The organism is Granulicella sp. L46 (assembly GCF_009765785.1).
In the GTDB taxonomy this organism is placed as follows: domain Bacteria; phylum Acidobacteriota; class Terriglobia; order Terriglobales; family Acidobacteriaceae; genus Granulicella.
Genome location: NZ_LMUT01000012.1, coordinates 27,627 through 42,818 on the forward strand (window position 1 = coordinate 27,627; position 15,192 = coordinate 42,818).

Genomic DNA, 15,192 nt, shown 5'->3' on the forward strand with positions numbered 1-15,192 from the left:
GGGATGGAGAGTGCACCAGGACATCGTGCATTCTGAAATCTTGATGTTCGGACACCAGGCGCGGACTAAGAATTGCTTCGCGCGGTGGGCCGTCGATGCCGTCAAAGAAACTAAGAGAATTTGTCATCCCACTGTTGCAACACGGCTCCTGGACGCATTTCTGCATCTGATTCTCGTTATGGTCGTCCCGTTGTTCAGTGAAACCGAGTGGAAGCGCCGGCTGAACGGCCTCCCCGCCTGGCAGCCGGACTGCGCGCCGACCCTCGTCGTGGTTCCGCATCCAGATGATGAAACGCTGGCCGTCGGTGGAGTGATCGCGGCATTGCGAATGATGGGTGCAGACATTACTATCGTCGCGGTTACGGACGGCGAGCATGCCTATACGGAGAACGAAGGACTAGCCGAGCTCCGGAAGAAGGAACAAACGCGTGCGCTGGAAAAGCTGGGAGTGGCTGAGCACAAAATCGTGCGGTTGGGGTTGACCGACAGTGGCGTAGCGACTCAAGAGGGTGATTTGGTGGCTCGGCTCGGCACGTTGATTTCCGCCGAGACCCAGGTGTTTGCCCCTTGGGCTGGAGACTTTCATCCTGACCATGAGGCATGCGCGCGAGCGGCTGCGTCGGTGGCTCACAAGGTCGGAGCAAAGCTGATTTCCTACTTCTTTTGGACATGGCATCGAGGAACGGTCGCGACGGTGGAGGGTTTGGCATTGAGGATGTTTCCACTCAATGAAGACATGATGGAGGCGAAGCTTGGGGCGCTGGCGTGTCACGCGTCGCAGCTCAGACATGAGCCGGAGCCAGAGATTCTTCCGGAGAATTTGCTGTGGCCGGCGCGTATGCCCTTTGAGGTGTTTGTCCTGTGAATGCTTCGACCACCAGCGCGGAATTCTTCGAGCAGAAGTATCGCGAGAACGCGGACCCGTGGGATTTTGCGCGGAGTGAGTACGAGCGATCGCGTTACGGCGCGATCATTTCCGCGTTAGGGGAACGGCGATATGAGCGGGCGTTTGAGCCCGGGTGCTCGGTGGGCGAGTTGACGTGGCGGCTGGCGTCGCATTGCGAACTCGTGGATGCCATGGATATATCCGCGACTGCGATTGATCGAGCAAAACTTCGATGCTCCGGGTTATCCAACGTAACCCTGCATGCGGGCGGTCTCCCGCATCACATTCCAGACGGGTTCTTCGACCTAATCGTATTTTCTGAGATTGGTTATTACTTCGACGAGGCTCGTCTGCGGGAGTTGGGCAAATCGCTGGTGAACCGTATTTCATCGTCCGGAACACTGTTGGCTGCGCATTGGCTGGGCACGTCGAAAGACCATGTATTGAGCGGCAATCGTGTGCACAAAGTTCTCGGCGGGCTAAGTGAATTGCGGCTGAGTTGCTCGGAGCGTTACGAGAAATTTCGGTTGGATCGGTGGGATCGGATATGACCAATATGTGGCACATCAGCGTTTTGATTCCTGCGAGAGACGAAGAAGATTTGCTGCCGCGCTGCCTCCGATCCGTGTTGGAGGCCCGGGCTGCGCTGGAAGGGAGAGCGACTTGCGACGTGATTATCGCAGTGGATCGCTCGATCGACAGCAGTTTCGAGATTGCGCAGACGATCCTGGACGGTGCCGGCTCCGTCATTCGTAGCGAAGCAGGCATTGTGGGGATTGCGCGCGCGATGGCTGCCAAAGAGGCGCTCAAACGACGCACGCTCGGTGCTTCGACGTTGTGGCTGGCGAACACGGATGCGGACTGTTGGGTTCCGAGCACGTGGCTCACTGATCAACTGGAAATCGCGATTGCAGGGATTGAGGCTGTAGCTGGCACCATCGATGTCGACTCGTTCGAGGAACATGATCTTTGCGTGCCGCAACGCTTTCGAGAGACGTACCTGCTTCATTCGGACGGAACGCATCCGCATGTGCATGGCGCGAACCTGGGCGTTCGTGCGGATGCGTATCTGCGTGCGGGTGGATGGGCAGACCTGCGGACGGCGGAGGATCACGATCTTTGGGCGCGGCTGCGGGCGAGCGGTGCCCGCATGTTTTCGCCGAGCCATCTACGCGTGGTGACGAGTGGCAGGCGCGTTGGACGCGCGCCGATGGGGTTCGCGGGCGCACTGGCTGCGCATAACGAGGTGGCGCTTGACGCGTGACGCGCTGATCGCTCGAGTGCGGGAAGTGATCGCCAAGCCTGTGCCTTTATCGGGTAGCGGAAAGACGGCGGAACGGCATCGGCGACTATTTGAGGTGGGGCGTGAGGATGTCTCGCTGGCGCGACTGGTGGAGGCGCATTGGGACGCGGTCGCGATTCTTGCCGAGGCGGGGCGTGACGCCGAACAGGGCGTCCTGTACGGCGTTTGGGCTGCTGAGGCTCCTGACAAGGTGCTGCGGATGGAGGGGCTTGTTCTCTCTGGGGCGAAGCCGTTTTGCAGTGGCGCCGGGATCGTGGATCGCGCCTTGGTCACGGTGAAGGAGCCCGAGGCGCGACTGGTGGATGTCGACCTGCGAGGACGAGTTGGTGAGATACACTTCGACGACGGTGCATGGAAGACGAGCGCGTTTTCTGAGACGAAGACTTCCTTGGCAACCCTCGATGCGGTTGCTGTGAAGGAAGCGGACGTCATCGGCGAGGCCGGATTCTATCTTTGGCGCCCTGGCTTCTGGCACGGGGCCTGCGGTCCGGCAGCGTGCTGGGCAGGTGGGGCGGCGGGGCTCGTGCAATGGGCCTTCAAGCAAACGCGTGACGATGCGCACACGCAGGCGCATCTTGGGGCGATGAGCGCGGCGGTGTGGTCGATGGAGGCTGTGCTGCGCGTCGCGGGCGATGAGATCGACGATGCGTGGGATGCGATTGACAGCGCGCAGATACGGGCGCTGCGGGTGCGGCATCTCGTCGAGCAGGGTTGCACGGACGTGATCCGCAGGCTGGCAAGGGCGTACGGGCCGCATCCGCTGGCAATGGACGAGGCAATTTCCAGGCGATACCAGGAGCTCGATTTGTATGTGCGGCAATGCCACGCTGAGCGGGATCTCGAAGCGCTGGGACGGGTGCTTCGTGCGGTCAAACAAACGTAGAGAATCTTGCTCGGGAATTGGGCCGGGGCCGATCGTGCGAACGACGCGAATCTGTGCGAACGCATCTGACAGTGTATGACTGATAGCTCTATCTCCCGCCGTCTATTTCTTCGCTCCGCTGCCGCGGCCACGACGCTCGCCACGACTAGTCTTGCGCAGTCGAGTTCTGCACTTCCCAATGCGCAGGACGCGGTGCAGCTTCCACAAATCCATGGACCGTCAGAGCAGGACGAAAAAGCGCCGGGACCTTTTCTGGCGGGGGACGAGCGGATTGGGTTCGCGATCGTCGGGCTTGGAAGACTGTCGATTGACCAGATCCTGCCGGCCTTCGGCGGTTCCAAGTACGCGAAGCCTGTGGCGCTGGTGAGCGGCGACCGCGGTAAGGCTATGAAGCTCGCCGCGCAGTATGGAATCAAGCCGGCGAGTGTCTACGATTATGCAAACTTTGAGCGCTTGCGGGAGAACCCGGAGGTCAAGGTTATCTACATTGTTTTGCCGAATTCGATGCACGCTGAGTATGTTCTTCGCGGAGCAAAAACCGGGAAACACATTCTGTGCGAAAAGCCCATGGCGACCAGCAGCCGCGAGGCCGAACAGATGATCGTTGCATGCGGCCACGCAAAGGTAAAGTTGATGATTGCGTATCGGCAGCAGTACGAGCCGCATAACGAGGCGCTGCGGAAGTTGGTGCAGCAAGGAAAGCTTGGAGAGCTCAGAGGGTTTGTCGCTTCGAACTCGCAGCGGCAGGGCGATCCTACGCAGTGGCGATTGAAGAAGGCGCTGGCAGGTGGCGGCTGTCTTCCGGATGTCGGGCTTTACTGTCTCAACGCGTCGCGATTTCTTTCCGAGCAGGAGCCCGTCGAGGTGCTTGCGACGATTAATCAACCTAAGGACGATCCGCGATTCAAGGAGGTGGAGGCGTCGTGTAGCTTTGCGTTGAAGTTTCTAAGCGGGTATATCGCGACCTGCACCACGAGCTACGACGTGCACAAGAGCGCACTTTTGCGCATGGAAGGGACGACCGCCTGGGCTGAGCTTTCACCCGCGTTTGGGTACCACGGCAACAAACTCACGTGGTCTCATTTGCAAGACGGCGGAGAGATTCAGATGACGCCGCAGATTGAGGAGAAAGACCAGTTTGCGCTGGAAATGGACCACTTTTGCGAATGCATCCTGGAAGACAAAACGCCACGCACGCCGGGAGAAGAGGGATTGCGGGATCACCGAATCATGGAAGCGATTTATGAGTCTGCGGCGAGCGGGCGGGCGGTTAAGCTCGCTTAGTCCGCCGGACCAAGCGAGCCCGACGCGCAATGATTACTGCCAGGGATCGATCACGATTTTCGTGACGTTTTCCTTCTTGTCACGCCACACCTTGTACATCTCGGGCGCCTGGTCGAGCGTGATGCGGTGGAGATGATGTAGCTCGGATCGATCTGATTCTTCTCGATGCGCTCCAGCAACGGCTTCATGTAGTTGTGCATATTGGTCTGGCCCATCTTCATCGTGATGCCTTTACCGAAGGCTGCGCCGAAGGGCACCTTGTCTAACAAACCGCCGTACACGCCGGGAATGGAAAGCGTGCCGCTCTTCCGAACGGCCTGGATGGCCTGGCGCAGAACGACGGGGCGATCGGTCTCGAACATGACGGCCGTTTTGATTTTGTCGTAGATGCCCTGCAACTGCGAGGAGTGTCCTTCGAGGCCCACGGCATCGATACAGCTATCGGGTCCGATACCGCCGGTGAGGTCCTTCAGGGCGGTCAGGACTTTGACGTCATCTTCCGCGTAGTCGACTGTAATGGCGCCAATGGAGCGTGCCAGGGCGAGGCGTTCCGGCACGCGGTCGATGGCGATGACGCGCGCGGCGCCGAGCATGAACGCGCTCGCAATCGCGAACTGGCCGACGGGTCCGCAACCCCAGACGGCAACCGTATCGCCGGGAAGGATTTGCGCGTTCTCGGCGGCCATGTAGCCGGTTGGAAAAATGTCAGAGAGGAAGAGCACTTTCTCGTCGGGCAGGTCCGTCTCGAGCTTCAACGGGCCGACGTTGGCGAAGGGCACGCGCGTACTGCGCCTGCCCGCCCGCGTAGCCACCCATCATGTGCGAGTAGCCGAAGAGGCCGGAGCCAGAATAGCCGTACGCGGCTTCCATGAGATGTGCGTTTGGATTCGTGTTGTCGCACGCTGACCAGATCTTCTTTTTGCAGAACAGGCAGTTGCCACACGCGATGGTAAACGGAACGACGACGCGATCTCCGCGCTTGAGATTGTGGACGTCCTTACCGACTTCTTCGACTATCCCCATGAACTCATGCCCCATGATGTCGCCGGCCTCCATGGTCGGAATGAAGCCGTCATAGAGGTGGAGGTCCGAACCGCAGATTGCGGTGCGTGTGATTTTAATAATGGCGTCGTGCGGGTTGACCAATTCAGGGTCTGGAACCGTTAGTGTTTCGACTTTACTTGTACCCATCCAACAGAGAGCTTTCATTTTGACACCGTTTCTCGCGGACTAAACCGCGGTTGCGCCTGGAGGCGTTGGAATGGTTTCGCCGTAGAGAGATCGCTTCATCTTGCCGACAACCCCGCGGTCGCCGTGCGGTGCGGTCTGCGAGTTCGGAATCTCGCCCGTCTCCGCGAGCGCTTTGAAGTGGCGAAGATTTTCGATGACGCCTTGCTTGGGATTGCGGCCGGTGAGGGTCTCCCACGCGCTGGCGAGCTTGCCGATGCGGAACTCCATCAACACGGTCACGAAGGTTCCGCGATCTGCCGGAGCAGGTTCGAAGATCACCTCGCCTGCCTCGTTGATGTCGCCATCGAGCGACCGCCAGACAATTCGCTTCCCGGGTTCGTCGGCGACGATCTCGGCGTTCCAGGTGATGGTCTTGTCGCCATCTTTCATCGTCCAGCGCGATGTGTTGACGCCAGTAATGACGACCTCTTCGATCTGTTCCTGCCATAAGGGGGTGTTCTCGTTGGCACGCCACAGGGCATAAAGATCGTCCGGGGAACCTTGGATGAGCGCAGTCGTTCTGGCCCATAGTTTTCCATCTTTGTCCTCGGGAGGAGCGAGGTAGTGTCCGTCCTGCAGGATCGCCGCGCCCGAGGACGCGGGTAGCGATTCTGCATTGGGTTTTTCGTTGAGTGCTGTTGACATGGACTCCCTTTCTGAGGTTGCACTGGATTGTCTAACTACTTTTCGCTGGCTGGCTTGACCATTTTTTCGTGCATTGCGCCCTTGACGGAGCCGGGCACAACGTTCGCGAGCATACCTTCCACCTTGGTCTTCAACGATGCGGAATAGACATGGTCTTTCCCATTGAAGAGAGCTTCGAGGCCTTGGTGCGCCACCTCGTCCGGCTCACTTTCTTTCTTGCCATCCTGGCCCACGGATGTGTCGTCCATACCGGCGCGATGGAAGAAGTCGGTGTCGGTTGGGCCGGGCTGAAGCGCCGTAACCGTGATGCCGGAATCGCGGAGCTCATAGCGCACGCTGTGAGCGAAGGAAAGAACAAAGGCCTTGGTGGCTGCGTACACTGCCTCGCGAGGAGCTACCATCTCACCGGCGATGGAGGCGGTGAAAAGAATTCTTCCGTCATCGCGTTTCTTCATGTGACGAACGACGTACTTAGCGAGCTGGACGGTGCCGGCGCAGTTGAGTTCGACCATGTTGAGTTCTTCGTCGAGGTCGGTGTCGGAGAATTCTCCGCCGACACCAACACCAGCATTGATACAAGCAACGGCGAGGGGTCGGCCAGTGCTTTCGATGGCTTCCCAAAGGGTTTCAACGCCTTCGCGCGTGGCGAGATCCGCCTGGATTTCGATGACGTCTACGTCGAGTTCGTCGAGTTGTGCGGCCGCGTCGGCCAGGCGTTCGCCCGCGGAACAGACCACGAGATCATATCCGCGAGAGGCTAATTCTTTTGTGAGGGAGAGGCCTATCCCACTGGAGGCCCCGGTTACTAAGGCAAGTTGATTTGCCATGGATGTTGCTCCAAATCCTGTATGCTCGCGATCGCGCCACGCCATAGGATGCCGCTTCGCGAATTCGCGCAAACACTGTTGCGCTAGATTGATCCGATCGAAGTTATTGGGGTTAGCATGAAACACCGTGGAAAACGGTCAAATGAAGGCGCAAAACTTCCATCTTCCCCTGCACTGGCGCGGTTCTAACGGAGGGTCTTCGGACGAGCAGTCAATCGTGTTTAATTCGATCTATTGGGTCCGCCCCAAGAGCGGAAGATTTCGCAGTTCCGGAGAGGTAGCTGGGACCGCCACCCGCGAGATCATATGCGTCGTTCAATAGTCATGGCATTCGTGAATCGCTGGACACGAACCGGAAACGCGCAAAGGAAGTTGCGAGCAAGGATCGACGACCTAGCGATACCGGGCTGAATAACTTCACGTTTTGGGTCAATTTCAATATTTCGAAAACCGATTCCGGTCTGTTTGCGTTCTATAGAGAGCTACAGCGTCAGATACGCCTGATGTCACATCTACACCGTTTTAGCGGCTTTCTTTCGCGTCGGGTTTAGGGCTGATTCGGCGCTACTTTTCATCTTGACGAGTCGATTAGCGCTCAGGCTATCGCACGGTGCCACTTTAGATTCCTCAACCTTATGTCTTCGGGCGCAGATCATTTAGTGATGCTCTTGGAAAGGCGCTTCATGTCAGACTCCATCGAGTCTTTGTTCCCTTGTCCAAGTCCAAAATGTTCCGAATATATGTTTTTGCCATATCAAAGCACTCTGGGAGTATTTCGAGGTCGATTCTCCCCAGCATAGAATGCTTGGCCAATAAAGTTTCTGAGCCAACGATGCGCGCGTGGGTCCGCGGTATCTGCCTATGCGATTCGTCCGGCAACGATCTCCGACCAAGTCCGAAATGAGCTCCTACGTTATGACTTTTCCAATGGCGAACGGCAACCGAGCGTGCAAATTGAATTCCATGCCAGATATAACCCGTCCTAGCCTTTATCTCAGACCTCCGCCGTGGGCGCAATCGAGCGCGTATTAGTATCATCTAAATTTTGGCACGCAGAAGACGGACTAGCGTGCTACGTATCAGTGTCCGCCGCCGCGGACTTGGGGTAGGGCAGATAGTCGGCAAACGAAACCTTGACGCCAGTTTGTCTTCTACTTGACGAGCAGCCATTCTCGAGTTCGGGCAAGTGTGCAAATGGTTTGGATCTCTGGCAGACTTGTTTGGCTACTTAAGCATTGGATGTGGACATGGCAAATCCCGCATGCTCGGGTAGATATCGCTAAGTACACTTATTTCGTTTGCGTGATTGAAAAAAAGCCCGTCACGTTAGCCGGAAGCGCACGGATCCATTGCGAAAAAAACGGGTCTTCGAAGCGCAGCTGCACGCCGCCTTTGAATTGTTGTTCGCGAAGGATATCTTTGTCAGTGAGCAAGTCAAGCGACCGCTTGACTGTAGACGCCCCTTTACCGATAAATTCAGCAACCTTTTGGCTCTGCAAACGCAATCCGTCTTCTTCTATCACGGCAATCAGAGCCTTTTGCTGGATCGAAGTCAGGCCTGCCCAGGTTTGCGTATAGAAAGGGTCGTATTGCCTGACAAGGAGATTCATTGACTCTCTGACGACAATAGAACTTAGGACAGGGGTTGGCCTGGCTGGACGGGAGCGTAGTTTGTTCCAACATGCATGCGCGAGCATCTGGACGTTATACGGCACATTTTCCGCGAGTTCGAGAATCTTCTGTATTGGCGTGGGAGATTCAATTCGAAATCCGCTTCCCTGAAACTTAGCCGTTAGAAATGCTTCGAAGTCTAGCGTGGGAACCGGACCGAGAAAGCGCACCGTGCCAAGCCGGTAAAATGGTCTGGCAACGTCCATAGTCATTGCAGTGAGCATGCGCGTCTTGGAACCGGCGAAGACATAGCCGACACGCTTGTGCCGCTGTATGGCTGCGCGGATCTGGGATTCAGCCTGGGGCCCGCCCATCTCGATAATTTTTTGGAATTCGTCAATGATAAGACCAACTGGCCGGTTCTTCGGCTGCGCCGTCGCGAGAGTTTCGAGTCCGTTCAGTGCATCGACCAAGAGCGCTGCGTGACCCTGTGGATTGGACGTAACACTTAGGCCAAGCTTGGCGCTCCAGGAGTCTTGAGTGACATTGAAGGTCAGCTCTGGCCGTAGGCGCGAGAAGAAAGAGCGCATTTGCTCGCCGACACGTTCGACCGGGCCCTTCAAATGTTTGGCGGCGTCAGCGATGAGGTTTGTTACCAAGAGATCAAGGGAAGGGTAACTCTCTGCGTCGAAGCGCAATACGACAGCCCGGGTCTGTCCTAATCGGTCTTCAGCGGCCTTGAGAATTGAGGTCTTGCCGAAGCGTCGGGGCCCGATAAGAAACAATTTAGCTCCCTGGTCCACGGTCTGGACCACCTCGGCGACCTCGCTGTGACGGTCGACGAGTTCCCCTGTCCCAAGTTCGCGCCCAAATTCAAAAGGGTTATTCATCACACTTTCTTGTATCACACCTTTTAGTGTGACGCAAAAAGGTGTGACATTATGGGCCTCGTTATTTGGCCGATGGTATCCCGGCACCTCATTTCCGCATCACAACCAGAGACAATAGTTACTCTAACCTTGGAGAATATATGCTGATCGTTCTTGTGATCTTGATTTTGGTGTTCGGTTTTGGCGGCTATCGCATGGGGCCGGGCCTCGGTTATTACGGCGGTGGGGGCCTCAGCCTCATCCTAACCATTGTGCTTATTCTCCTTTTGCTTAAGGTCATCTAGCGAAGTATGCGAAGCGCCTGATATGGCGGCGTTCGGCTTCCATCTATTGGGTACGCGATGTTGCCGAAAACACCGTTTTGGGGAATGTGCGAAAGCGCTTCCCCAAAGCCGCTAATCGCAGAGACTATTTGTTCTCGCGACTTGGCCTTTTCTCGCCCACCCATAATCGCGAACCCTTTGTGAGACTAGTGAGCAAAACCTAGAAGTGGGCAGTATCCGCGAAGCTCCAGCAGGTCCGATTTTGGCAAGTTCGCCCGACTGTTTCTGTAGGCGCTGTTCAGCAGAAGCCGATTACGCGGACAGGTGACCTTCAAAGGCCCGGCTTCTTCGTGAGGTCGGGTTTTCGGCAACTTCGGTCAGTTGCCCATAACGCCGTTTTTTGGAACGAGGTGAGAGTTCGATCCCAGATTTCAGCTCTTACTTGGCCGTTTTCAAACCGTAGCGGGCGGCTGTGCACGCAGTCCGAATTTCATCAGGCGTGCCCTCGATCTTTCAGGCCTTTAGCCCGAAGCGATGTTGCGAGGTGTTATTGAAGCGCTGAACCGACGTTAAGTCGGGTTTATTCTCTGCGCGGTCAGGGCTTGGTGACGTCGATGGAGTTGTCGTCGGGGATGCGATCGATGAGCTTGTTGATGGGGTCGATGCCGGCGCGGGTTGGAAGCTCGTCGACGATGATCTCGAAGGTGTTCTTCTCCTGGGTGATCTTTTCCTTCTTGAGGTAGAGGGGTTTTTCGTGGTCCTTCTTGCCGGAGAAGACGCCGATGTCGATGTAGTCGGCGAGGGGCATGGGAGTTTCGTTTCCGGAACCGTCTGATTTGAACTTCTTGGCCTGGACGGTCAGGGTGACTTTGTATTTCTCATCGGGCGTCTGGACGTAGGTGGCGGTGAGGGCCTTGTTGTCGTAGAGGACGATGTTCTCGAAGGCGTCGGTGATGTAATACTGGTATTCGGGCGGGGTGGCGGCGCGGAGGGCTGCGACGAATTGGCGAGTGTCGGGGTAGGGAACTTCCTGCGTGGTGTGGGCGTTGGGATACTGGTACTGCATGAGGAAGTTGTGGAGTGCGAGGTTGAGCTTATCTTCGCCGATGTAGTCGGAGAGGCCGTACATGACGAGCGAACCCTTTTGATACCAGACGTAGGTTTCGTTCTGGACGAGGGCGAGGGGGTTCTCGTGGCGGATCTCGCCGGAGCGGCCGCGTAGGTAGCCGTCAAGCTCGTGGGCGAGGAACTTGTGCATGTTGTCGGCGCCGTACTTTTTCTCCATGACGCGGAGGGCGGAATATTCTGCAAGGGATTCGGACATCATGTTCGAGCCTTCGACATTGCCGCCGATCACCTGGTGTCCCCACCATTGGTGGGCTAACTCATGGGCGGTGACGAAGTAGCAGTAGTCAATGTCTTCCGGCTTTTCGGTGCGATCGATGAAGCCGATTCCCTCGGAGAAGGGAACGGTGTTGGCCAGCGATTCCGCGAAGGTGCGGTAGCGGGGATACTCGATGATCCGATACTGCTTGAATTGGTAGGGACCGTAGTTTTTCTCGTAATACGCGAGGCCTGCCTTGGACGCCGCGATCATATCGGCGATGTCATAGGGGTGAGTGGGGATGTGGTAGACCTCGATGTTGATGGGGCCATTGACGCCCTGGTATACGTCGCGGGTGACGTCGTAGCGGCCTGAGTTGTAGCTGAACCATGATGCCATCGGTACGTCGCCCATGTCGTAAGTGAAGTAGTGGCGGCCGTTCTGGTGCCAATCTTTCTGGAGATATCCGGGCGAGATGGCGATCTGCGGCTTGCCCTCGTTGTCTGAGTCCGAGGTGCTGACCGTGGTCTTGTACTTGATGTAATCCTGGCTGATGAGCTGACCCCAGGCGTCGCCGCGAGGAGGCAGGAGGGTGAGGTCGCCGAGATGTTGTTCGCGGCGGCGGCGGGGATCTTGGAGTTCTACTCCCGTGTCGTACCCGATCGTGGGGAAATACGCTTGATCGAAGAACGTGCCAGAGTAAGCCATCTCGGGCATTTCATGTCCATCCCGGAAGCCGCGACTGGTGTGGGCTACGTTGAAGGTCATGTCCACCGTCTCGCCGGGAGCGACGGGGGTATCGAACTGGTAGATCGTGTACATGTTGTGCGAGCTAACCGATACAACATGAAATGGCCGGTTGAACTTCACGTTACTCACAGAGGGTTCAATGTTAATGGCGCCAAAAGCCCCGGGATGTGCGTCGGAAATATGCACCTGCGAGATGGGGACGGGGTACTTGTTCATCAGGACGAAGTGACCGGTGCCCGAGAACGATCGCCGCTCCGGGAAGATATCCACGTTGGTATCCGCAGCGACAAGTTTGAGCTGAAGCTGGTGCATGTACTTCTTATTTTCGCGCTCATATTGAGCCTGGATCGCTCGGCCTTCGCGGGCATTGATATAGGCGTTGAGCACATGAGCGTTGTAATAGAACCAGAGGCCGCTGCCGATGGTGACCAGGAGAAAGAAGACGCCTGCGGGCAGAAGTTTCGGGGCGCGTTGGCGGGCTAGCTGGAAACGGGAGGACCAGCTGTCTTCGGAACCACGGCGGGCCAGCGCTATCGAGAGGACGCCGAGGACGCACATGAAGCCGAGCCAATATCCTGTTGACCAGATGAGCGCCTGGACAAAGTGTCCATAACGATTCATGTCCGAGTAGGTGACGGACGTGGTGTTGGTGGGCAGATAGAGCGTGTTCTCCCAGCCAAAGTTTTGCAGGATGGGTGTGGTGACGAAGATCAGGATGACGATGCCGATGCCGATGAATTTGTTCGAGACGATGGTCTGAATGAAGAGGGAGAGGAGGATGAAGATGACGATCTGGGAAAACATGACCAGGTAGAGTTCCTGCGCGTACTGCAAGAGCTCGTAGTGATGGTAGCCGGCGACGGTTTGCATGAGGATGCCGCAGAGGCCAGCGACAGTGAGCATGGCGAGCTCGACGGTGCAGAGGGCTGTGAACTTCGAGAGCCAGTCGGTGGTTTCGCTCATGGGGAGAGCGTCGTGAATGCCGTCGAAGTGGGTGTCGCGCTCGCGCCAGATGAGTTCGGAGGCATAGAACGTGGAGACGATGTAGAGGAAGAGGGCGGCGCCACCTTCCACGGCTTGGAGCATGAGGTACGTTACTGGCCAGACGTTGGTGCCGGCCAATCGTCCTGCGTAATGGCCATTGACCGTGGCGAGGGCAATCATCAGTACGAGGATTCCCCAGAACGGGATTTCTTTGATGATGTTCGATACACGAATGCGGGTGAGGGACATGAACTGCGCGAAAGAAGTTTTGAAGCCGAAGAACTGATGGACGAGAGGCAGTGGAACGGCGACGAGTGAGCGTCGTGGCTTGGAGGCTTCTTCCTGTTCGCGCTGCAGGTTGGCTCGCTTGCCACTTGCTTTAGAAGTGAGCGTCTCGACCGACATGGGGAAGAGTACCCAAACGGCGAGCAGGCTTAGAAGACCGATGCCGATCCACAGGAGTCGGTTATAGAGGAATGGCCCCGCCCACGGAAACAACAGGCTGTTTTTCTCGACAACAGTCCAATAGCGGGCGATCTGGTCACTGTAGACGAACCCGATTGGATCGAAGACAGACCACCAGAAATGGTCCAGCGTTCTTGTACCCAGGATGATGTTCGCGCCAATGTAGTACAGGATGAAGACAGCGGCGCCCTGCAGATAGACGATGAAGATTTTGCGTGAAAGTGCGGCTACGAGGAAGAAGAGCGAGCCGAAGAAGAAGATCTGAACGACCGAGACGGAGAAGAACGGCTGGAGGTACCAGGAGAGATGGTTAGCGGCAATGCGTGTGTGGTCGGCCCAGGGTGCGAACGTGCCGACGAACCCGCCAAAGAGCATGCCGGAGAAGGCGAAGACGGTGGTGACAAACGAACCAGCCCAGCGGCCGCCGAGGTAAGCGAACTTTGAGATCGGCTTGGTGAACAGAATCTGGATGGTATCGCGTTGGAAATCGCGCAGGATGGAGGTACCGAAGATGGCGGCGATGACGATGACGCCGAAGAAGCTGGCGCCGATGTAATTATAGGTGTTAGCGTAAGGACCGTTGAGCAGGACCTTGCCGTTCGCGTTGCCGATAGGCCCAAAACTTTCGCTCGCGACGCAGAAGAACTCGAACATAAACCAGAGCGCGAAGTAGACGTACGTAGAGACGCTCTTGGCTCGGAATTTGAGCTCGAATGTAAAGAATTCCCAGAACTGTGCCATGTAAACCCTTCCGTTTCGCTAGACGCTGTGAGTGTGTTTGCCGGTTAATTCGCGGGGCTAGTTCACTGCTGCAGCGTTGGCGGCGTGTTTGGTTAGGTTGAGGAAGTAGACGTCCTCGAGGCCGGAGTCGACGGGCTTGAAGTCGGCACCGGGATTGGAGTCGGCATAGATGCGGACTTCGTGGAGGCCACCCACGAGGTGGGTGGAGATGACATTGAAGGAGGCTTCGAGGGCGCGAAGCTCGTCGTCGGTGGAGACAACCTTGGAGAAGATTTTGCCGTTCAGCGCATCGAGCGCGGAGGCGGGGCTGCCTTCGAGGAGGACTTCTCCGCTGGCGATGATGGCCATGCGGGGACAGAGCTCGCGTACGTCGTCGACGATGTGGGTGGAGAGGATGACGGTGACGTTGGAGCCGATGGAGCTGAGGAGATTGAGGAAGCGATTGCGCTCGGCGGGGTCGAGGCCGGCGGTGGGCTCGTCGACGATGATGAGTTTTGGGTTGGCGAGGAGCGCCTGCGCGATGCCAAAGCGCTGCTTCATGCCGCCGGAGTAGGTGCTGAGGGACTTCTTGCGGGCGGCCCAGAGATTGGTCTGGTTGAGCAGCGCATCGACCATCTGGTTACGCTCCGTCTTGTTGGAGATGCCCTTCATGATGGCGAGGTGGTGCAGCATGTCGAGCGCGGACATCTTAGGGTAGACGCCGAACTCCTGGGGCAGGTAGCCGAGGACTTTGCGGACGGCGTTCTTGTCCTTGAGGACGTCGATGCCGTCGAGCGTGACGGTGCCGGAGTCGGGGTCTTGCAAGGTGGCGACGGTGCGCATGAGGGAGGACTTGCCGGCGCCGTTGGGGCCGAGGAGGCCGAACATCTCGTTGCCGATGGTGAGGGAGAGATTCTTGAGTGCCTTGACGCCGTTGGGGTAGGTCTTGGATAGACCAGTGATAGTGAGTGCCACGCGCGGGTGCCCTCCGATGCGGGTGAAAGCTGGATGATTACAGTAGCCGGAGAATATCACGGCCGCTGTGGGGACGGGAGCGGCGAGGCCGCGGCTAAACGGACGCACAGGAATCCAACCTCCTTCAAAGTCGGGCGGTCTCAACGGGTGGA

General features: G+C 57.3%; 13 protein-coding genes. 6 read left to right on the forward strand and 7 right to left on the reverse strand.

Translation table 11 applies throughout. The annotated features are described in order from the left end of the window. Positions 1–25 precede the first annotated feature (25 nt). From GSQ80_RS09365 to GSQ80_RS09385, 5 genes are all read left to right on the forward strand, one after another. Positions 26–865 (forward strand): PIG-L deacetylase family protein, encoded by an 840-nt coding sequence (locus GSQ80_RS09365; RefSeq protein ID WP_158787406.1) that lies wholly within the window; start codon positions 26–28, stop codon positions 863–865. After that, entirely contained in the window at positions 862–1,437 is a 576-nt protein-coding gene (locus tag GSQ80_RS09370) for an SAM-dependent methyltransferase (RefSeq protein ID WP_158787407.1), read from the forward strand. The genes GSQ80_RS09365 and GSQ80_RS09370 overlap by 4 nt, the downstream gene beginning before the upstream one ends. Further along, entirely contained in the window at positions 1,434–2,150 is a 717-nt protein-coding gene (locus tag GSQ80_RS09375) for a glycosyltransferase family 2 protein (RefSeq protein WP_158787408.1), read from the forward strand. The genes GSQ80_RS09370 and GSQ80_RS09375 overlap by 4 nt, the downstream gene beginning before the upstream one ends. Next, positions 2,140–3,072, forward strand: coding sequence for a hypothetical protein (locus GSQ80_RS09380; protein WP_158787409.1), 933 nt, complete (start codon positions 2,140–2,142; stop codon positions 3,070–3,072). Before GSQ80_RS09375 ends, GSQ80_RS09380 begins: the two co-directional genes overlap by 11 nt. 75 nt (positions 3,073–3,147) lie before the next feature. Further along, positions 3,148–4,356, forward strand: coding sequence for a Gfo/Idh/MocA family protein (locus tag GSQ80_RS09385; protein ID WP_158787410.1), 1,209 nt, complete (start codon positions 3,148–3,150; stop codon positions 4,354–4,356). A 50-nt stretch (positions 4,357–4,406) separates the two neighbouring features. On the opposite strand, the gene GSQ80_RS09390 is transcribed toward GSQ80_RS09385, so the two are convergent. The 5 genes from GSQ80_RS09390 to GSQ80_RS09410 form a co-directional block, all read right to left on the reverse strand. Next, positions 4,407–5,135, reverse strand: coding sequence for a zinc-binding dehydrogenase (locus GSQ80_RS09390; protein WP_158787411.1), 729 nt, complete (start codon positions 5,133–5,135; stop codon positions 4,407–4,409). Next, entirely contained in the window at positions 5,062–5,547 is a 486-nt protein-coding gene (locus GSQ80_RS09395) for an alcohol dehydrogenase catalytic domain-containing protein (protein ID WP_254059549.1), read from the reverse strand. Before GSQ80_RS09395 ends, GSQ80_RS09390 begins: the two co-directional genes overlap by 74 nt. Before the next feature lie 39 nt (positions 5,548–5,586). Next, the gene (locus GSQ80_RS09400) at positions 5,587–6,231 is read right to left on the reverse strand and encodes an SRPBCC family protein (RefSeq protein ID WP_158787413.1); all 645 of its coding nucleotides are present in this window, start codon (positions 6,229–6,231) and stop codon (positions 5,587–5,589) included. Positions 6,232–6,266: 35 nt separating this feature from the next. Then, positions 6,267–7,058: an SDR family oxidoreductase gene (locus GSQ80_RS09405; protein WP_158787414.1), complete on the reverse strand. Its 792-nt coding sequence runs from the start codon at positions 7,056–7,058 to the stop codon at positions 6,267–6,269. A gap of 1,289 nt (positions 7,059–8,347) precedes the next feature. Beyond that, positions 8,348–9,559 (reverse strand): ATP-binding protein, encoded by a 1,212-nt coding sequence (locus GSQ80_RS09410; protein ID WP_158787415.1) that lies wholly within the window; start codon positions 9,557–9,559, stop codon positions 8,348–8,350. 140 nt (positions 9,560–9,699) lie between these two features. Here GSQ80_RS09410 and GSQ80_RS09415 point away from each other — a divergent pair, with 140 nt between their 5' ends. Then, positions 9,700–9,843 (forward strand): DUF3309 family protein, encoded by a 144-nt coding sequence (locus GSQ80_RS09415; RefSeq protein ID WP_158787416.1) that lies wholly within the window; start codon positions 9,700–9,702, stop codon positions 9,841–9,843. Between the two features lie 574 nt (positions 9,844–10,417). Here the strand turns inward: GSQ80_RS09415 and GSQ80_RS09420 are convergent. Beyond that, the gene (locus GSQ80_RS09420) at positions 10,418–14,086 is read right to left on the reverse strand and encodes a M1 family aminopeptidase (protein ID WP_158787417.1); all 3,669 of its coding nucleotides are present in this window, start codon (positions 14,084–14,086) and stop codon (positions 10,418–10,420) included. Between the two features lie 57 nt (positions 14,087–14,143). Next, a complete protein-coding gene (locus tag GSQ80_RS09425; RefSeq protein ID WP_254059550.1) occupies positions 14,144–15,148 on the reverse strand; it encodes an ABC transporter ATP-binding protein in 1,005 nt (334 codons plus the stop codon). Between the last annotated feature and the right edge of the window lie 44 nt (positions 15,149–15,192).